Genomic DNA, 22,821 nt, shown 5'->3' with positions numbered 1-22,821 from the left:
TTTTACACAGGGTTTAAAAGATTATTTTTTTGATGTCCAGTGAATTTTCTGTTTTGACTTTAAATACCAGAACCTGATTCTTTGGCTTCAAACTAGAGATTACTATTGTATTTTGATTGTTATTTTGTTCTAAAACCAATTTACCGGCAAGATCATAAATTTGTAATTTTTGAATTCCCGATTTTTCAGATTCGATGACAATTTGCTCTTTCTTTTTGTAGATCAGAATTCCTTTTCTATCTGTCTCAATTTGGGCAAGATTCAGTTTTTCATTGGTAAATTTTAAAACAAAACGGTTGTTAAAAATTCCTTTTTGGGTTGAAAATTCATAAGGTTCTTTTTTTAAATCATGCTGTATTTTTAGTTCAGTATCTTCAAGGTAAACTTCTTGCTGGCGACTAAAAATTCCATCCAGATGATCAATACTTATACTAAAATTTCCATTAATCTGAGTTTTGTATCCCAGCGCCACTTCCTCTGAGTCCTGGAAAGGAAATTCCCTTCCCTGAATAACCCAATTCTTACCCTCATTAAAAGTATAAAAATCAACATACTTATTTCCGTCAAAAGATTCGCCATCAAAAGCTGTATCATAACCATTTGTTGCTCCTTCAACGTAACCCAGTAGAATTTGTTTAAATACATTTTCTTCATTGGTTAAATTAAGCCAGATTCGGTTTTTTTCTAAAACCTTCTTCTTTTCTGTAATTTTAGCCGGTTTAAAAAATAATGTGTTTTGTTCTAAAATCCTCATAGTATTTTCAAATTTAACTTCCCCTGCAGAAAGACTTTGTACAAAAAAAGACTGACAGGAAGCAATTGTACCATCGGGTTGAGTATTATTTTCACCTGATGCAAGTGCAGACCTTGTACCTACACCGCCTAATAAATTATAAACGGCATAATCATCAGAAACATATTTACCATCAGCAATGGGTGTGTTATGTGTCCAGAAATAAAGTGTCCCTTTTATATTCAATGAATTAGCTGTTAAAAAGGCATCTCCATCAAGAGCTGAAGGATATGGATTTCCAATTAAATTATAGGAATCTGCATTACCAATTGGGGTTTTTATTTTTCCGTTTACCGGAATTCCTTTAAAAACTGCTTCGTATTTTTCAGGAGTTGTAGCCGAAAAACCCTGAGGTCCCCTAATAATATATCCTTTTCCTGTTGCCATAGCATTTAAGGGCTCTTCATTCTTCCAATAATTCGCATCCGGATCAAAAGAAAAAAACTTATCTGATAATGTTGTTGGAGAAACATCAACCAATTTTTGATTTTCAACGGGAGAAGACCAATACGTATAATCAAATTTACGTACAGGTGCTGTTTTGCGTTTAAGATGAACGATTCCGGTATTCATCATTTCATCATCTGACTGATATAAAGATGCAGTGTCTTCTAAAACCAAAGTTCCCGAACCTGAATAATTGAAACTTAGCCCCAATGTTCTACCACTTGAAATGGTTACAATTTTACCTGAATCTATGCTGCAACAACAAGCATTTACAGAACCGGTAAACAAATAATCTTCTTTAAAAAACAATTCTTTTCCTACTGAAGGAAATCCATTAGACCAATTTGTACCATCCCATTTTGAACTATTGTAACACAATTTCAAACGTGCAACCCTATGTTTTGCAACTCCTGAAACCGAATTAAAATTACCTCCTATTATCAGTTTCGAGTCAGCGGTAAATCCCATGGTGAATAAAGTACTGTTCAGATTTGCGCTGAATGACGTATCTATACTTCCGCCTGATGCCAAACGTACTAATCGCAAAACTGCCGTACCGTTATAATTTCCCGAGAAACCTCCTCCAATTAAAATCCTGTCATCGGGCTGAATTAAAATACTTCGAACATCACTATTACTGAAACCGGTTCCTGAATCAAAAGTTGTATCTAAAGCTCCGTTAGGATGCAATCTTAAAATTCGTTTTTTGGAAATTCCATTATAATTTAAAAAAGAGCCGCCCACTATAATTTTGCCATCAGACTGTAATCCCAGAGCATATACATTTTTATCAAATCCTGTTCCTACAGAAAAACCAGTATCTATACTTCCGTCTGAGTTTAATCGGACTAACCGGGAATGTGCCATACCATTAAACGTATCAAATCTTCCTCCTAAAATCATTTTACCGTCTGGCTGGAGCATAATTACATCGATTGTTCCGTCTGCACCTAAAACGGTGTTAAAACTGCTATCAATTGTTCCGTCCTGCAATAGTCTTACCACATGACCTACGGTAACGCCATTATATTTTGTAAAACTTCCGGCGACTACTATTTTTTGATCTGTTTGAACGGCTACTGAATACACCTGACCATTACAGCCACTTCCAGAAAGAAAACTGCTGTCTAAACTGCCATCCGGAAGGATTCGGGCTATACGATTGCAGATTGTATTATTATAAGTCGTAAAACTTCCTCCAATAATCATTTTGCCGTCTAACTGCAGCGCAGCCGTTTTTATAGTATTATTGGCTCCTGCCTGAGAAGTATTAAACGTAACATCTAAATCTCCATTTTCTAAAAGCCGGGCGATTCATGAAGAAGGCGCTCCATTGAATTTAGAAAAATTACCAAAAACCATTGTTTTATTATCAACTAAAGGCAGCACTTTTAAAACCGAATTATCAAAACCAACTCCGGCTGACAGGTATCCAATATCATGAATTCCGTTCGAATCAATTTTTGCCAGTCTACCCTGATTTTGTGAATCAAAAACCGAGAAAGAACCTCCGACAAACCAGGAACCATCTGATGAATTACTTAACCCTAAAACTGAAGCTGAAGCCGGACCAGAACCAATATCAAAATCATTTTTTATAGTACCATCTGCATTTAAAAATAGTAATCGGTTTACGTCTGAACCGTTGTATAAATCTGTAAACGAACCGCCCAACATGATATTTCCTGCTGAATCCGTTTTTATAACATGAACAGCTCCGTTACTCAAACCTGTTCCTGACAAAAATCCTGAATCCGGTGTTCCGTCTGAATTCAACCGGATAATTCGGTTTGATGCTGTTCCGTTATAAGCTGTAAATTCACCTCCCAAAATAATTTTACCGTCTGGCTGCAAAACCATTGCGTTGATATCATTATCAAAACCAATTCCGCTACCAAATCCGGAATCGATACTTCCATCGGAATTAAGTCTTACAATTTTATTGGCATCGGCACCATTAAATTTGATAAAATTTCCAGCCAGAATAATTTTACCATCGGGCTGAATCTGTACTGCATTAATATTGGCAGGAGCACCAGATCCGGTAATAAAAGAAGTGTCTAAATTCCCGTCTGGTAAAATTCTGGCAATCCGGTTTACGGTGATTCCGTTATACTTTGTAAAACTACCGACAATTATAATTTTTCCGTCGGGCTGCAATACAATCTGATTTACAATTCCTGTGGTGGCTGCTACTAATGTATTGAATGCAATATCCTGCGAACCATCATTATTTAGACGAATTAAACGGCCGGCACTTACTCCATTAAAACTGGTAAAATTACCCCCCAGAATAATTTTACCGTCAGGCTGAATACATGAAGCATAAATTTTTCCGTTGAAACCTGATCCGTTGTCAAAATCTGTATCTACGGTTCCATCAGTTTTCAATCGGGTTAAGTAAGAAAGTGGTTTTCCGTTAAAACTCAAAAAATCGCCACCAACAATTAAATCTCCATCAGTTTGCATGCTTAATGTCCTGACTGTATTGTTAAAACCATCTCCGTTAAGACCATCGTCATAAGTATTAAAAGTGGTATCTAATTTTCCCTGCTGGGCATGATTATTTATGGATAAAAAACAAAAAAGAATAGCAGGCAGATATTGTAGTTTTGATTTCAAAATTAACAGATTTAGGTTAGTAATATCAATTAGTAAGAATTTACATGCAATATATATTTACAACCTGCTTCTAACAATACCAACATTTAGTGATTTTCAACCGACTATAAAACATCTTAAAACAAAAAATCCGACAACAAAAGTTATCGGATTCCTTATCATTAATGTTTTAGATAAAATTATTTAAAAATCACTTTCTTGGTGGTTTCATATCCATTTTCCAAAACTATTTTAATCAATAAAACCTGTTGGGCAAATGGTAAGTTTTGCAGAGTCAACTGAAGATTATTTACTTTTTCCTTCTTTGACAATTGTCTTCCGGAAAGATCAAAAATAAATATCTTATCAATATTTTCTTTAAGAGAATTAATTGTAATAGTTTTATTTTGGGCGATTACAGAAATCTGGTTTTCCTCCGTTTGAAATTCTCCTGTTCCTAACGTTTTGTTGCTATATTTCAAAACAAAACGATTATTAAAAGTCCCTGGTTTTGTGCTAAAAGTATAATTTCCTGCTGTTAACTCACTGATTGAACCAGTTTGCTTATCTTCCAGATAAACAGTCTGAGTAGCAAGCTTACCGTCTGCCTGATCTATAGCAATCGTAAAATCACCAGCAATTGTCGAACGATAGCCTAAAGAAACTGCATCAGTATCTGCAAATGGCAAGGCACGCCCCTGAATTACAAAATTATCTGCTGCATTAACACTGTAGAAATCAATAAAACTATTCCCGTCAAAACTCAAACCGTCAAAATCATTATCATAATAATTGGTTGCCCCTTCTACATAACCAACTAAAATTTGTTTAAAAGCCCCCCCAGAATTAGTCATATTCAGCCATAAACGATGTCTCTCTAAGTCTCCAGACGGTGATGTTTCAGATTGTTTAAAAAATTGTGCATTATTGTTTCCGCCAATACGCATTGAATTATTAAACTCCACATTTCCATTACTTTTTGCACTGGCAAAAAACGACTGCCCTGCGGCTATATTTCCAGATGGAATGGCACTATTGCCCCCATTTGTTGTTGCTGTTCCTCCTGTTCCGTTAAAAGAAGCATAATCATCAGAAACATATATAAATTTTGAACCACTTTGTGCTATAGCCGTATTATGAGTCCACAAATAAATAGTTCCGTTTAAAACATTATGATTATTAACATTTGTAAATAAAAAATCATTTGCCTTAAGTGCCGATGGATAGGGATTACCAATCAGGTAAAAATTTCCGACTGTCATGGACTGACTACTTGCAATATTGCCGTTATTTGGCACTCCTATAAACTGAACATTTTGTGAATAAGGAAAAACAACTGTTTCAGAATGTGGGGCGGGCCAGACTCCTGCTTTGGGTGTTCTGATAATATAACCAATTCCGGCAATCATTGTTCCTGCTCCGTTAGTTATTTGTTGCCAGCCAGTACCTGAATAAGAAAAATATTTATCCCAGAGTGTATTTGGCGACAAATTAAACAAGGTCTGTCCTGCGACAGGTGATGACCAATAGCTAAAATCGAAATTCTTCATGGGCTGAGAAATTCGTTTGTAAATAATTTTACCCGTATTGACAGCATTTGTGGTTTGCATCAGACTGGCATTATTTTCGAAAATTAAATTTCCATCTGTTGCTACATTTACCCAGTTCGTTACAGTCAAAGTTCTTCCTGACTTTATCGTTACTTTTGTAGTAGTTCCCGAAACCAGACAAGTACAGCCATTCAAATCAACATTAGGATCTACGGCAGGAGGATAATTTCCGGTAAAAACTATATTTTGATCTATAGTTGGTACAGAACCTGTTGACCAGGCACTTCCGTCCCATGTATTTGTAGTCTGACTTGTTATAGAAACATTTGGCGTCGAAGGAGATTTGCAACCTATACTGTTTGTTACCCTAAAACTGTAAGTACCGACCGGCAAACCTGATACCGTGGTCGTAGATCCCGTACCAGTTGAAGTGATTCCTCCCGGATTTCTCTCTAAAGTCCAGGTTCCTGTAGAAGGCAAATCACTCAAGTTAATTGTTCCTAATGAATTACAAGTAATATTTTTTACTGTTCCGACTGCAGGAGGTGTCAGTAAATTAGTAACTGTCTGGATATCATCTGCCACAGAATTACCTGAAATATCTTCGACAGTGTTTGATGAAGGATCAAGAGCTGTAACTTTAGCCGAATTGATAACTCTCCCTAAAGCTACATCAGAAGCAGTAATAGTATAATTTGCAGTTAAAGTCGTCGTAGCCCCAGCTGCTAAGGAAGCAATAGGAGAACCCGGTATTGCGCCAATCATAGGATCCGTCACCACAATATTTGTTAACGGAACCTCTCCTGTATTAGTAACTTCAAAAGTGTACTGTATTTGACTTCCTACGCCGCATCCCAGTAATGTTGCTTTTTTAACCAAAGCTAATTCGGCAGTTTTTAAGGAATTGGTATTAAAAGCAATAAAAGCACAATCAGAACTCCCTGAAAAATTAACTACAAACCGATCTACCTGTGAGGCAGTAGCATCTGTAAGCCCAAATGCACTCAAATCAAAGGCCAGCAAACGAATATCACGGGTGTCATTTGCACTGAAACCAGAGGCCGGAGCTCCATTATTAGTATTAAATAAATCCAGCCTGTAAGTCCCGACAGCCGGAATAGAATTAGAAGTAAAATCTACATTCACACTATTACCTATAACAACTCCTGCTGCATTAACAAAACTGAATTTGTCGACTATTGAATTAGGCTGAGCAACCTGACTGACTATAATATCAGGAATCCCATCTCCGATTATTCCCAATTGTATATTATTTGTTCCCACTTTAAACTCAGCTAGAGTATTTGCTTTTATATTTGCAATTCCCGTCCCCAAAGCCAGTCCATTAATACCATCTGTAAGCCTGAAAGCTAACTCTGCAGGAGTTGACAAAGCCCCTCCCAGAGCAGGGGTTAAAACCCTGTTAGTCAATGAACCGTCAATATTAGAACCTTGCAAATAGTAGCTGCCTGAATCATATGGCAAAGATTGAATTTTTAAAGCTCTAAAACGAGAATTTTCAAAAGCAACAGAATGTGCAGTTAATGCTGCATTATTAGCACCTGTTGCATACGTTTTGCCGCCCCAGTCAAAAGCAAGCAAATTATTTTCGGTGTTTGGCTGATTTGCCACAACAGAGGTCGCCGAATTTGATGTAAAATAGCCATTCCAATCGGTATAGATTCTCGTAACTGAAGTTTGACCGAAGGTTTTAGAAACGCTAAACAAAAAAAATAAAACAGCAGTCTTTAAAAAAAAGAGGGAGTCCTTCAAAAGTAATTTTTGAATCATGTAGCAGGTTATTTTAAATTGGTTTTTTGGGATAGTTTGTACCATTTTGCTTAAACGAAAAATAGTACTACTAAAACACCTCTTATAATCTTAAAAAGAAGCATTTAACGGGCGCAAAAATAACAGTAATGGTTTCGTAATAACAATAAAAAAGAGTAAACTCGATTAAAGACATATTTAATCGATATATAGCATTTCTCTGTTGTTTTTTTATCAAAGAAAAGAGAAAATAAAGCCCTTTTAATGGATTTCAGATCTCTTCAAACCAATCATTTTATACTATTTCAAAAAAAAATCCGATAACTTTCGCTATCAGATTTTCGGTTTATTGCTCTATTTTTTTTATTTAAAAACTATTTTTTTAGTTGTAACTGTACCATTATCAAAAATTATCTTTACTAATAAAACCTGTTGTGCAAATGGCAGGTTGTGCATTATAAGCTGAAGATTATTTATATTATCTTTTGAATATAATTGTTTACCGGCAAGATCATAAATCAAAACTTTTTCAAGATTATCTTTCGCAGAATTTATGGTAATCGTTTTGTTTTGTGCTACTACAGAAACCGAATTATCAACTGATTCGAAATCTCCGGCACCAAGTGTTCTGTTAGCATATTTTAATACAAAACGGTCATTGAAAGTCCCGGCTTTTGTGTTAAAAGTATAATTCCCTGCCGTCAACTCATTAAGCATCCCGGTTTGTTTGTCTTCCAGATAAACCCTTTGAGTCGCCAGATTACCATCGGCATGATCGATTGCAATGGTAAAATCACCTGCTACAGTAGATCGATAGCCCAAAGGCACAAGATCTGTATCTGTAAAAGGCAGCGCACGACCCTGAATAACGTAATTATCAGCTGCATTGACACTATAAAAATCAATATAACTGTTTCCGTCAAAACTTAATCCGTCAAAACTTAAGTCAAAACTGTTAGTTGCTCCTTCAACATAACCTATCAAAGCTTGTTTATAGGCCCCTCCCGCATTAATCATGTTAAGCCATAAACGATGTTTTTCTAATTTTGTTGATTTTGATGTTTTACCAGGTTTAAAAAAAGTATTATTATAGGCTCCAGCTCTCATCGAATTATTAAACTCTACATTTCCTGCTCCTTTTGCTGTTGCAAAAAACGACTGCCCCGCAGCAATATAACCGTCCGGTATTGTTTTATTCCCTGCACTGCCTGCAGATGTACCTGTCCCTCCGGTCAAATTATAACTTGCGTAATCATCTGAAGCATATTTGTACTGTGTTCCTGTTGGAGTAATAGCTGTATTATGCGTCCAAAAATAGATTGTCCCCTCTAAAATAGCCCTGTTATGCAAGTTTGTATACAAAAATTCATCAGCATCCATTGCGCATGGATATGGATTACCTATCAAATATAAATTCCCGGCTACCATTGTCTGACTACTGGTGATATTTCCATTATTAGGCACGCCAATAAATTCTACCGGCTGAACATAGTTGCTGGTCGTCCAGTAATCTTTTCCATTTGTGTATGTCGAATTTGGTTTAGGAACACGAATAATGTATCCTATTCCTGGTTGCATCGTTCCTGCTCCATTTGTAATCTGCACCCAGGCTGTACCTGAAAATGAAAAATACTTGTCCCAAAGAGTGTTTGGCGATAAATTGTATAATGTTTGCCCCGCAACAGGTGATGCCCAATAAGTAAAATCAAAATTTTTCATTGGGGCTGAATTACGTTTGTACACAATTGCCCCCGAATTCGAAATGTTATTAATTTGAACCAGACTGGCTGTATTTTCAAAAGTTAAGGAACCACTGCCACTAACTGTTACAGCATTTGTAATCGTTAATGTTACTCCAGACGGCACTGATGCAGTTATTCCATTATTAACAGTCAAGGCACAACCGGCTAAATCAGATGCAAAAGGAGCTCCTGAAGAGGAAGCGATAATAAGATTTTTAGTCGCATCCGGCAATCCATGGCTCCATCCTGAACCATTCCATGTAGTTGATGAAAAATCTGAGATTATAACCAAAGCTGATGCTGGTGAAGGGCATCCACTTGCATTAGTTACCGTAAAAGTATAACTACCTGATGTTAAACCTGAAATAGTTGTTGTGTTCCCTGAACCAGTCGTTGTAACTGTTACTGGTGTACTGGTTATCGACCAATTTCCAGAAGACGGTAAATCATTCAAAACAACGCTTCCGGTATTTGTTGTACAACTGATGTTTGTTATGGTTCCTACTGTTGGGGTTGTTGGAGTTGAGTTTATAGTAACAACTGCTGAGCCTGTTAAACTCGCTGAGCAAGTTGGTGCTGTCTGATACACTGCACTCACTAAATTATAAGTAAATGTTCCTGAAGTACCTGTAGGCGCAGCTACTGTAGCCGTAGTATTTGCAGCTACGTTTACTGTTGTATTTGTTCCTCCATTAATATTATAAGTAACAGTTATTGGCAAACTACGTGGATTGGTAAAAGTAACATTCGGTGCTGTTACACCCTGACAAACTGTGGTTGCACCACTAATCGTTGCTGTTGGTGTAGCACGAACTATTACCGTATAAGTTGCAGTAGCCGGTGTTACACAAGGTCCATTGGATACCGTCATCGTTAAAGTAACAGTATTGCCTGCATCTCCAGCTGCAGGTGTATAAGTTGGGGTTGATGTTGTTTCGTTACTTAGTGAACCCGCACCATTATGAGTCCATGCTATTGTTCCGTTTGATGCACTTATACCACTTACTGTTGCTGTTCCTGTTTGACATATTGTTTGACTGCCAGTTCCTGTTGCTGTTGGAGCAGCAATTGTAATTATTACTCTACCTGCTCCTCCTGCTCCTCCTGCTCTATTGGCACTTCCACCTCCAGATGTTCTACGTCCTCCAGCACCTCCTCCTCCGGGAGGGTTTCCAAATGCTCCAACACCTTCAGCAGCAACACCAATACCTCCAGTACCGCCATTCGCTCCTGTTCCTCCATTACCTGCAGCACGACTAGTAGCCGTCCCTGTTGCAGAAATACCAGGGGCTCCATATAAACTAGAAGTAGTACCTCCAGCGTTTCCTGTTGAAACAGCTGCTCCACCTGTACCATTACTATTATTACCAGAAGCTAATCCTCCTCCATTACCTCCTACGGCCAAAATTGTTCCTGTTGAACCAAACCAGGATGAACCTCCAGAACCTCCTGCACCAGTTGTAGAGACTGTACCTCCTGCACCAACTGTAACTGTATATGTATTATTAGCCAATACAGAAATCGATGTATTTCTAACATACGCTCCACCAGCTCCACCACCACCAGCTGAATTGGTCCCGTTAGTACCGCCGCCGCCGCCGCCACCACCCCAGCATTCAACTTGCAGACTGGTAACACCAGTAGGCACAGTAAAAGTATTTGATGCATTATAAGTAATGGATAAACCTGACGAAACATTTACTACTACTGAAGATTTGCAATTAGGTGCAGTACTACTCTCAAAAGTAAGTGTAGCACTTCCAATTGCAACTCCGGTAACAACTCCTGCAGGTGTTACGGTAGCAACAGAAGTATTACCGCTTGTCCATGTACCTCCTGTTGTGGGAGATAATGTAGTTGTAGATTGTGCACAAATATAGCTACTGCCCGTAATGCTTACAGCCGGGCTTTGATTAAAAGTGATTATTACATCATCTGATGAAGTTACACAAGGCGAATTAGAAACTGTCCATCTCAACGTATAGCTTATTCCAGCTGTTCCTGTAAATGTACTTGTTGGGCTTGAAGGATCTGAAACTGTACCTCCAGTACCACTAACAATAGACCACGTACCTGTTCCTACTGTAGGGGCAGTAGCCGCTAAGGTTGTTGTAGTCACACCACAGGTTAGTGCACCCGTTTGGTCTGCACCTGCTGATGGCTGTGCATTTATCGCCACACTACCATTCATGAGTTTACAATTCCGACCTCCAATTATAGATACTATCGTATAAATACCCGGTAAAGTTTGACCTCCTCCGAAAGCAGCGCTCGTGATAAGACTTCCTGTTCCCGCAACAATAGATCCTATATTTACACCATTACGCTGTAATTGATAACTAACTCCTAATTGAGAACCACTAAGCCCAATTGTAGCTGTTGTTCCCACACAGACATTAGACCCTGTTACATTATAGGTCGTGGGATCACTAGCTGTAAGACTAACATCATCTATTAACCAGTCATCACCACCCCATGTAGCAACACACGTGCCTGTCCCACTCCCATTAAGAAGACTAGATGCTGATGCAACAAACTCAATATCTGCTGTTACTCCTCCTGTCCATGATGGAATTGTTAGTATTATTGTTCCTTGAGTCAAAGCGTTTTCAGCTATACCTGGTTTAGTTCCTAATGGACCTGTACCATTACCTCCTACAGTTATAGGAAAGTTTGTTGGTGTGAACGTAGCTCCGTTATAAAGAGTAATATCACTTACATCAATAACATTATTAAATGTTGGATTTGTAATCCTCATATAAGTTGTTCCTCCAATTTTTATATCAAGAGTAGCACTTGTACCACAATTCATTCTATCGGCATTCTGCCCTTTAATTTTAAAAGTAAGTGTTAATGAATTACCTAATAAACCTGTCACATTTTGTCTTAATGATACATTATTTGCACCATCACGATCTATATAAGCTTCATCTCCATACCGAGACCAATATGTCGACAATGTCCAGTTAGCAAGGTCAGTATCACTATTAAATTGGCCACCTTTTACAACATTACAACCTGTCTGCCCATACCCAATTTGAAACATCAAAAAGGACAGACAAAACCATTTTGCTGTACTTGAAAATTTATTTTGAATTAATGTGGTAAACAGAGAAACAGAAAACAAAAGTAGTTTTTGTATCATATCAGTAGGTTTTTATGTTTTAGATTTGGGTGTGGGCTTGGGCTAGCCTAATTAACAGTTTTTAATTTTTTAAAATGACATTAAAAAACGCCATTTTATAATCAAAATCAAAGTGTTAATTAATCTTCAAAAATAACTTTTCTGTAATTTCTTTTTAACAAAATAAAAAGAAAATCGACAAAATGCATATTTTTTCGATATTTTGCTATTTTTGAAAGCAAAAATATATTTTAAAAAGTAAATTCTTTCAATTAATTTGATTTTAAAAAATTTATTCTAAAACAATACCTACATTAAAACATAATATACTCAAAATCAAAGCTGTAATTTCATAAAAAAAGCCCGAAAGTATGAACTAACGGACTTTTTAACTAAACTAAAACTAACTAACTATCTTAATATTTCTTCATAATCATTTTCAAAAATGACTTTACAGGTAAAAAATGCTTTTCAAAAGGCAACAATAGTATGGAAAAACAACTATTTTATTTTGTCTTTTATAAAACAGAACTAATATTATACCAAGAATTGATTATGATTAAACCTAATTTTCTTTTTTAAAATGAGATCGTTTAATAAAACTCTTTGATCTGCTTATTATTTTAATTTTATTTAAACAATGCCTTTTTAGTAGTTGAATGTCCATTTTCTAAAAATACTTTTACTAATAAAATCTCTCTGGGAGAAGATAAATCCTGAATTCTTAACTGTGTATCCCTAATATTTTCATTCTTTAATAATTGTTTACCCGAAATATCATAAATAAAAATCTTATCAATATTTCCCACAGTTGAATTTATATTAATTATTTCATTCTTAATACCAACTGAAACCTCATTATTTGAAGTTACAAAGTCATTAGTTGTCAATACTGTATCATTATATCTCAACTCGAACCTATTGTTGAAAATTCCGATTGCAGTATCAAACACATACCCTCCTTGCTTTAAATCATGGATCTTATTAGTGAGTTTGTCTACAATAAAAATGGACTGGTTGGCCAATACTCCGTCTACCTGACCAATCGAAATGGTGAATTCACCCGCTATGACGGTACGGAATCCTAAAGGCACTACGTCTGATCCCGAAAAAGGCAATGCACGCCCCTGAATAACGAGATTCCTTCCTGAATTAATACTGTAAAAATCAATAAATGCATTTGCATTCAGAGAGATTCCATCAAAATCACTGTCGTATCCATTGGTTGCACCTTCAATGTATCCGACCAATAATTGTTTAAAAGCGCCACCAGTATTGGTAAGGTTAAGCCATACTCGATGTCTTTCCAGTAAACTTGGTTTAGCCGAATTAATCAGCTCACTATTCTTTCCTGAAACGCTGACTGCATTATTTGCCAATTGCCCAAAAGAGGACATAAAAAGCATAAGCATGCCTAATGTAATAAATCTCTTTTTCATCGCTGTATGGTTTTAATTAGGTAAAAAAATTCCGTTTGAAAAAAAGGGGCAAATTGTAAGTCTTAATATTTTTTAACCTATTAAAAACTTCACAATTAAATTAGTATTTTTTTTTCAAAAAATCGATTAAAAACATAAAAAATCGATGAAATGCATAATCAGGTCTGTTTCAAAGCAAAACAATATTTTTAACTTTTTGAATAATAATGGATTAAATTCAAAGCTGACATCATTAGACAAAAATTTTAAATTCAATCAAAAGACTTATGAATGTTTATTTAAAACCAGTAACTATTTTTTTTGTCAGAATGTTATTATTGGCTAATACAACTTTGACCAATAAAACTTCATTTTTAAATTTGAGGTTACTGATTGTAACTTCTGAAGTCAAAATTCCTGTATCATTATAAACAAGTTTTCCGGAAAGATCATAGACAAATACCTTGTTAATATTTTCTTTTTCTGAACGAAGTTTTATGCTTTTATTTTCAACCCATACAGCAACATCGTTATCAGACTTCTCAAAATTGGCAGTATTTAATGTTTTATTAGTATATCTCAGTACAAATCTATTATTGAAAACTCCAGTTGTGGTATTAAAAGTATAATTGCCCTGTGTCAAATCATGGAGCGTATTAGTTAGTTTATCTTCTAAAAAAACAGACTGAAGACCAAGTAATCCATCTGCATGGTCTATCGAAATCGTAAAATCACCCGCTATAACTGTACGATAGCCTATAGACACAACATCAGAATCGTTAAAAGGCAGTGCCCGGCCCTGAATAACAAGATTACTCTGTGTCCCAATACTGTAAAAATCAATAAATGCATTGCCATCAAAAGACAATCCGTCAAAATCCCTGTCAAAACCGTTGGTTGCTCCTTCAACATAACCAATTAAAAGCTGTTTAAAAGCTCCGCCTGTATTGGTCATATTAAGCCATACACGATGCTTCTCTAATGACTGTATTTTTGATGTTTTGCCAGATTTAAAAAACTGATCATTGTTTCGTGAAACTCTCATTCCATTGTTGAAAACAATTGGTCCATTACCAATAGCTAAAGCAAAAAAAGACTGCCCTGAAGCAATTTTACCATTGGGCAATGCTCCACCTGTAGCTGAAGGTAAAGTTGCTATTCCTCCAACACCATTATAAGAGGCATAATCATTGGAATTATAGATATATTTTGATCCGCTTTGCGAAATAGCTGTATTATGAGTCCAGAAATAAATAGTTCCATCTAAAATAGCACTGTTATTTGGGTTTGGATTTGCAAATAAAAATTTATCCGCATCCAAAGCAGAAGGATATGGATTGCCTACCAAATAATAATTTCCTGCTGTAACTGTCTCGCCCGGAATGTTACCATTATTTGGTAAACCAATAAACTGGACTTTTTGTGAATACGGAAACTCTACATCTTCTCCATTTGGCCATTCCCCTTCTTTTGGAGTTCTTATTATATATCCTGTTCCGGGCTTCATAATAGTCGATACCGGATTCTCTATTTTCCATGCTGTCCCTGTATAGGAAAGATATTTATCGGCCAAGGTATTGGGTGATAAATTATAAAGTGTCTGCCCTGACACAGGCGATGCCCAGTAGGTAAAATCAAAATTCTTCATGGGACTTGAAATTCGTTTAAATATAATATTACCGCTATTCGTAGCATTCGCTATTTGCAGCAGACTGGCATGGTTTTCAAAAATCAGGGTTCCTCCATTATTTGTAACTGAATTATTAATAGTTAAAGTATCAAAACTGCTTATCACGACATTAATCCCTGAATTTATTGTACAGTTACATCCACTTAAATCCCCTAATCCTCCACCTGCTGAAATATGAGCTGATGCAAAAACTAAATTTTGATTAATAGTAGGAGTCCCATTAGACCATCCTCCACTATTATATGTATTTGTCACTAATGGATTTACGACCACATTAGAAGATAAAGCTGAAGTACAGCTACCCGTATATTCGACTGTAAATTGGTAAGTACCTACATCTAGACCAGAAATAGGATAAGTAGTTCCTGTCCCTGTATATGTTGTTGATGCGGTACCAATTTGCCTGATTGTCCAGGTAACTGCTGCCGGTAATCCTCCTAAAGTGACTCCCCCTGTCGCTAAAACACATGTGGGTTCTGTAACAGTTCCGGGCACTGGTGCAGTAGGCATTGGCTTGATGGTAAGTTGTATTGAATAAGCTGAAATACAGTTATTAGCATTTCTCAAAGTAAGTGTACCAGTGTACGTCCCTGCTGTCACTCCGGCTGGTATAACAATTGTATTTAAACTTCCTCCTCCTGAAGAAAAAGTAAATGACGTAACACCTTGGTTTGTTAATCCGGCATTATTTGCAGCGGTATCCCACACAATACTATAATTTATTGGGGTATTTGTAGTTGCTGAATAAGGTAAAACAGCCGTCTGAGCATTTGCACTAAAACAAATATCCGTAAGTGTTCCGCTCATTGTAATCGTAGGCAGAGGATTTACAGTAACAATACTGGAGGTAGAATACGTCTCATTACAAACACCATTTTTCACAACCGCTCTAAAATGAGTAGTTTGTGTTAATACACCTGATGTGTAAGTAGCTGTAGTAGCCGTTGGTATATCGGTCCATGTAGAAAAAGGACTTACAGCATATTGCCATTTCACGATAGATCCCGTATGCCCTGATAGTGTCAATAAACCACTTGTACTTCCACTACAAATGGCTGCTGGTGTATCAACTGTTCCTCCTGTATTCGCTGAGTAGACGTTAATAGTTACTGCATTCCCAGTTGAAATATTATTAAAACAAGCTTCTGAGGTAAGCCTTGTAACTGTAATAATACATTGCCCCGGTGAATTCAATCCGGTTGCTGTAAACTCCAAAGTACCTGCTATACTCACAGTAGCATTTGCGGTTAAGGTTGCACTTGGATTATTAGTATTATAGTTTACTACATAATCACCCACGGGTAAGTTTACGCCTGTTAACTTTACCAAAGAAGTAGTACCTGATCCAATACAAACATCTGGTGCAGAAATACCCGTAAAGCCATAAGTGGGACAAGTATAATTAACTTTTATCTGACCGTTTCCTCCGTTTCCACCCGGATAGCTGTTAGAGGCTAATAGTGCTAATGCGCCTCCGCCACCCCCTCCTGGTGCGTTGCCAGCATTTACAGTCCCACCTAAGGATAAGGTCATTCCATCTCCTCCTTTGCCTCCACCTGTTACTGCAGCCCCTCCGGCTATAACTAAAAGAGTTACAGAAGCGTTATTTCCACTTACTCCATTACCCGAAGGACCTGGTCCGGCACTACCACCACCACCACCCGAAGCCAACACTGGCACTAATGCTCCTACGGTACCTCCTGCAAGTCCATTCCCTCCGGCAAAACTCCCAACACCAGATACTGTTCCACCAGCTCCCCCTAAACCATTTGCTAAAGCACCACTTTTACCTCCGGTTCCTCCATTTGCAGTTACTGTAGAAAAGAATGTTGCTTCACCATTTTGCCCGTCCAATCCGCTAACTCCAGCACCACCAGCACCTACTTTATAATTTAATGTTGTTGCCGGTGTTACTCCAAATGTCGCTGCTCTGCTATACGCTCCTCCTCCTCCTCCTCCGCCACCATAAAGAAGGTTAGAAATTCCGCCACCAGCACCTCCAGCTCCCCAACATTCGACATTTAATGAAGTTACGCCAGCAGGTACTTTGAAAGTACCATTACCTAAGGTTGTAAACGTATGAGGTGGCTGAGCCCAAATAGAAGAATAGACAAAAAATGACAGAAAAAATAATTTTAGTCTCATAATAAAAAGAGTTTAAAAATTAAAAAATCAATTAATTCTTCGTAATATTTATGAGTGGTATTGAAAAAGTCGGTTTACAGAAGTAATTTTAATCTGAAAAAAGCAGCTTTTTCTCAAAAAAATTATGCTTTGTTAAACATTTGAAGTTAAGATGTTTAAATAAGCGTTATTCGAATATACAAAAATTAAATAGTGTTTTATGTTAAATTTATTAAACTTAACAGTATTTAATATGCATTTCGTAAAAATATTAATTTACAATGATTATTTTGAAATTAAAAATCGCCTTTAACCTCTTGTAAACATTAAACAAAATCCAATTATGACTATAAAAGAAGCCTTACAAAAGTTAGAACACTTTTGTGCTTATCAAGACAGATGTCATCAAGAAGTAGTAACAAAACTATATTCTTTAAAAATGTCACCAGATGAAGCTGACATCATTATTGTCAAACTCATTGCTGATAATTTTTTAAATGAAACACGCTTTGCCTGCAGTTTTGCTCGAGGCAAACATCGTATGAAAAGCTGGGGGAAAACCCGAATTATAAACGAACTTAAAATGAGACATATCTCTACTGTCAATATTAACCTAGCCTTAAAAGAAATCACCCCGGAAGAATATGAAACAACTTTTAACGAACTTTCCCAAAAATGCTGGGGAAGCCTGAATGAAACCAACTCATTAAAAAAACGAAAAAAATTTTGCGATTATATGCTGAGAAGAGGCTATGAGAGCAATCTGATTTATGATAAAGCAAAAGAGTTTGAACAGATTTAACCATTGTTTTTATCTGTAATCATAAAAAAATCCGATAACTTTCGCGATCGGATTTTTCAGTTTATTCTCTGTTTTTCTTATTTAAAAATTACCTTTTTAGTTGTAACTGTGCCATTTTCTAAAAAAATTTTTACCAATAATACCTGTTGAGCAAATGGCAGATTCTGCATGGCCAACTGAAGATTATTTACTTTCTCTTTTGTATACAATTGTTTTCCTGTAATATCATAAATAAATACTTTATCAATATTTTCTGTACTAGAGTCTATTGTAACCGTTTTATTCTGTACTAAAACTGATACAGCATCTTCTGCCACTTCAAAATCTCCAGTACCTAATGTTTTATTGGTATATCGCAATACAAAACGATTATTGAAAGTACCTGCTTTTGTGTTAAAAGTATAATTACCGGCAGTTAACTCAGTAATAACACCTGTCTGTTTATCCTCCAGATAAATTCTTTGACTTGCCAGATTACCATCGGCGTAATCAATTGCAATAGTAAAATCTCCCGCAATTGTTGAACGATATCCCAAAGGCACAACATCTGAATCTGTAAAAGGCAACGCACGGCCCTGAATTACATAGTTCTCAGATCCATTAACACTATAGAGATCAATATAACTGTTTCCGTCAAAACTCAATCCATCATAATTTTTGTCAAAATTATTAGTTGCCCCTTCCACATAACCAATCAAAGTTTGTTTATAAGCCCCTCCTGAATTAACCATTTTAAGCCACACACGGTGTCTCTCTAAAACCTCTGATTTTGATGTACGTGTAGATTTAAAAAACTTATTATTATTACCATCTACACGCATTGAATTGTTAAACATAACATTTCCGGCAGATTTTGCTGTGGCGAAAAAAGACTGGCCTGCAGCAATGTTACCATCTGGCGCAGTATTGTTTCCGGGACTATAAGTAGTCGCTGTGCCTCCTGTTTTGTTATAAGTTGCATAGTCATCTGAAACATAGATGTATTGTGACCCACTTTGAGCTATAGCAGTATTGTGTGTCCAAAAATATATTGTCCCTTCCAAAACACTTTCGTTATTACCTCCATCATATAGCAATTTATTGGCATCAAGAGCAGAAGGGTACGGATTTCCTACCAAATAGAAATTCCCTGCTACCATTGTCTGACTGCTTGTAAAACTTCCGTTATTAGGTACTCCTATAAATTCAACTGGCTGCGCATAGCTACTGCCCGTCCAATTATCCTGATTATTAGGATATATTGAATTTGGTTTAGGAACACGAATGATATAACCAATACCTCTGGCCATAGTACTGGAAGGAGATTCTGACTTCCAGCCTGTCCCTGTAAAAGACATATATTTATCATACAAAGTATTTGGTGATAAAGCAACAAAAGTTTGTCCTGCTACAGGTGATGACCAATAGGTGAAATCGAAATTTTTCATGGGCTGCGAAATACGTTTGTAGCTAATCGCCCCAACATTCGCAATATCATTAATCTGAACCAGACTAGCATTATTTTCGAAAATTAAACGACCGTTAGTAGTTACGGCATTTGTAACTGTTAAAGTTACACCTGATGGTACTGTAGCCACAACACCCGTATTTATTGTTAAAGCGCAAGCTGTAAAACCTGCCGGGAAGGTATAAGGAGTAGATGCAATTATAACGTTTTTAGTTGCATCCGGTAATCCATTGCTCCATCCCGAACCGTTCCAGGTTGTAGATGAATTATCCGAAATAGTTACAAGAGCCGTAGCTGACGAAGGACAACCACTGGCATTCCTAACTGTAAAAGTATAATTTCCTGCTCCAAGCCCAGAGATTATTGTATTACTGCCTGAACCCGATGTTGAAACTGTTGCTGGTGTTGTGGTTATAGTCCAGTTACCACTTGGCAAACCACTCAAAGCTACACTACCCGTACTGGTTGTACAACTAATATTTGTTATGGTGCCTATTGTTGGAGTAGATGGAACAACGCTTACAGTTACAACTACCGCATTTGATGTTGCCGGGCTACCAGTTAAACAAGGACTTGCATTTGATATCATTTCGACAGTCACAACATCATTATTTGCTAAAGTAGTCGTTGTAAAAGTTGAAGAATTTGTTCCTGCATTAGTTCCGTTTACTTTCCATTGGTAAACCGGTGTCGTTCCCGGATTTGTAGGTGTAGCGGTAAAAGTCACTGAAGTTCCTGAACATATTGCTCCTGTTGGAGAAGCTGCAATTGAAACACTTGCTGGTAAATTAGGGTTTACTGTAACCATTACTGCAGAAATTGCAAAACATCCTGAAGCATTAGTTCCTTTTATATAATATGTTCCTGCTGTTGCAGCAGTAGGAGTACCATAAGCAGTAGTCGCTGCAGGATCTGTCCAATACGTATAATTCAAACCAGCTGTTGAACCAGCTGTGATTGCTGCCGCAGTTAAATCAACAGTACTTGGTGAACAGACAGCTGCTGGATTGGTTATCGTTAGTGTTGGTCTTTGATTTACATTAATAATTCTATTTGAAGTAACTGCTGAACATCCCGTTCCTGCATTAGAAGTAAGAACTAAAGTTACTGTTCCCGTGTAATTCGCTGCCGGAGTATATGTTACAGTCCCTGGTGTAGTTGTCTGTAAAGTACTACTTAAAGTACCTCCCGCTCCACCTGATATTGACCAGGCACCTGTTGTAGCGCTTCCTCCAACACTCGCACCAGTTAAAGTGATAGCAGTCGGTGAAGCCGATTGACATACATTATCTGGACCTCCAGCAGTTGCCGTAGGTACTGCATTAACTATAATTCGTCCTGAAACTGCACTAGTAACTGTTGGCGAACAAGCCCCGCCAACAACACAATAATAATAGAATGTCCCAGCCGTAGTGGTTGATGGCGTATAACTTTGTGATGTTGCTCCAGCTATAAGGGTTCCGCCAGAATTACTTGCCGTTGTATTCCTATACCATTGATAAGTATAACTACTAGAACCAGAAGCCGTTACCGACAAAGCACTTGCAGTTCCATTCAGACAAGTTGTCTGGTTTGCAGTTGAAGGCTGACTTATTATAGTTGGTGCAGTATTTGACGGACCACTCAAAGTAATATAAATATATGACTGTCTTCCAAAGTCAGTACATCCATTTTTAGCATATACTTCAATATTGTTTTGATTTGCATTTGCTGGAAAAGTAACTACTGCCGACAATCCATCCGCTGAAGGCGTAATAATCCATGAAGAATCTCCTCTCCAAACGTAACCTGAAACATTTGGGATTCCAGTTATGCTAAAAGTTAAACTTGTAGATCCTTTACATAAAACCAAAGGAGGGCTAGGAGAATTTGGATAAGGAGTACCATTATATGATATTTGTCCTAAACTTGCTGCTTGTCCATTTGCAACATAAACAGTTCTAGTTGCAGTGTATTGTGTACAACCTCCTAAACCTCCTACAGTATAAGTTATCGTTACTGTTCCTGAACTATTATCAACACTTGTTATTAAACCTGTAGAAGCATTTACAGTCGCTACAGCTGTGTTACTACTTGACCAAGTTCCTCCAGAAACTGTAGAAGAAAAAGTTGTAGTTTTTGAATTATATGCACAAATATATTGATTACCTGATAATGTTCCCGCAGAAGTTGGACAATTTGCACCATAAATTACTTCATTCATTAAAGCTACTAATGTAGGATCTGTTGGTTTAGTCCCTGCCGGCTGAGCATTACTGGTTCCTGTTACTGAAACAGTGGCACCAGGATTTACCGGATAAACATATCCATTTCCTCCTCCACTAATGGTCGCTGTAACATTTCCTCCAACAATGATATCTCCATTATTTTGCAAAATTGTACTAGTTGTACTCAAATTACCTTTAATAACAACAATACTTTTCCAAAAATTAGCAGTTCCCTGATTCGTAAAATTTCCATAAACCTTAATTATAGCAGAATCACTGTTGCCTGTTCCTCCATTAAATTGCCCACCACTATTAACATTTACGCTTCCATAAACTGTAAACACTATATTATTGAGTATCGTTAATGTACCCCCGCTTTGAACAGTTACATTATTTACAAAAGAATTCGCAACTACAGTAACGGTTGCTCCGTTTACAATAACTACATCATCATATGCAGTTGGCACAACACCCCCAACCCATGAACTTCCTGAGTTCCAGTTTCCACCAGTTCCAGTACTGGTAATTGTGGCTCCAAAAATAAAATTTTGAAACAAACCCACTAACAGAATAAGTAAAATTTTCTTCATAAAAAAAACTTTAAATTGTTATAAAAGAAGTCTTTAATGACTATTTGTTGATTATTTTTCTAATATTACTCCTTTAAATTTCAAGAAGTATCAAAATCAGTTTTCTAAGATTTTGTGCTCTATTTTACCTACGTAAAAACCCCTGTTCAGTATTTCGGTTTTAAATGATTTTCGGCTTTGAATATGAGACAAAATTAGCTTGTAAAATCAGGTTTTTTATGGAATTTCTGACCTTTTAGATGAAAGACATGATTAGTCGATGAGCGACCTTTTTTGAACAAAAAAAACATACAATCAGTAGCTTTTTCTTACAATAAAAAACAATGTATTTCTTATTTTTTATAGGTATTTAACTATTAAAAAAAACACAAAACATCTGATTTTCAATAATCAGGAAATATCTGTAAAAAAAAGGCCTCAAAAAGCTAAACTTGGTAATTCTCTTTGTGAACATTTTTAAAACAAATCTTATACGTTTTTTAACTTTTGTAACTTTTTCAATTAACAAATACGATT

At 36.6% G+C, this 22,821-nt stretch carries 8 protein-coding genes; 1 reads left to right on the top strand and 7 read right to left on the bottom strand.

All coding sequences use genetic code 11. The annotated features are described in order from the left end of the window. Positions 1-13: 13 nt before the first annotated feature. From AAEO57_RS18015 to AAEO57_RS17990, 6 genes are all read right to left on the bottom strand, one after another. Positions 14-2,482 (bottom strand): hypothetical protein, encoded by a 2,469-nt coding sequence (locus AAEO57_RS18015; protein ID WP_341694435.1) that lies wholly within the window; start codon positions 2,480-2,482, stop codon positions 14-16. A gap of 72 nt (positions 2,483-2,554) precedes the next feature. After that, complete coding sequence (locus tag AAEO57_RS18010; protein ID WP_341694427.1) at positions 2,555-3,862, bottom strand: delta-60 repeat domain-containing protein; 1,308 nt, start codon at positions 3,860-3,862, stop codon at positions 2,555-2,557. 179 nt (positions 3,863-4,041) lie between these two features. After that, positions 4,042-7,182, bottom strand: a complete 3,141-nt coding sequence (locus AAEO57_RS18005; protein WP_341694426.1) for a DUF7507 domain-containing protein — start codon at positions 7,180-7,182, stop codon at positions 4,042-4,044. A gap of 342 nt (positions 7,183-7,524) precedes the next feature. After that, positions 7,525-12,048, bottom strand: a complete 4,524-nt coding sequence (locus AAEO57_RS18000) for a glycine-rich domain-containing protein (protein ID WP_341694425.1) — start codon at positions 12,046-12,048, stop codon at positions 7,525-7,527. A 608-nt stretch (positions 12,049-12,656) separates the two neighbouring features. Then, positions 12,657-13,466, bottom strand: a complete 810-nt coding sequence (locus tag AAEO57_RS17995; protein ID WP_341694424.1) for a T9SS sorting signal type C domain-containing protein — start codon at positions 13,464-13,466, stop codon at positions 12,657-12,659. A 274-nt stretch (positions 13,467-13,740) separates the two neighbouring features. Continuing rightward, on the bottom strand, positions 13,741-17,280 hold the full coding sequence (locus AAEO57_RS17990) for a glycine-rich domain-containing protein (protein WP_341694423.1): 3,540 nt from the start codon (positions 17,278-17,280) through the stop codon (positions 13,741-13,743). A 322-nt stretch (positions 17,281-17,602) separates the two neighbouring features. Here AAEO57_RS17990 and AAEO57_RS17985 point away from each other — a divergent pair, with 322 nt between their 5' ends. After that, positions 17,603-18,061, top strand: a complete 459-nt coding sequence (locus tag AAEO57_RS17985) for a regulatory protein RecX (RefSeq protein ID WP_341694422.1) — start codon at positions 17,603-17,605, stop codon at positions 18,059-18,061. A gap of 77 nt (positions 18,062-18,138) precedes the next feature. On the opposite strand, the gene AAEO57_RS17980 is transcribed toward AAEO57_RS17985, so the two are convergent. Continuing rightward, positions 18,139-22,305 (bottom strand): T9SS sorting signal type C domain-containing protein, encoded by a 4,167-nt coding sequence (locus tag AAEO57_RS17980; RefSeq protein ID WP_341694421.1) that lies wholly within the window; start codon positions 22,303-22,305, stop codon positions 18,139-18,141. Positions 22,306-22,821: the final 516 nt, after the last annotated feature.

The organism is Flavobacterium calami, assembly GCF_038290035.1.
Taxonomy (GTDB): Bacteria; Bacteroidota; Bacteroidia; order Flavobacteriales; family Flavobacteriaceae; genus Flavobacterium; species Flavobacterium calami.
This window is presented reverse-complemented; position numbering and strand designations above follow the sequence as displayed.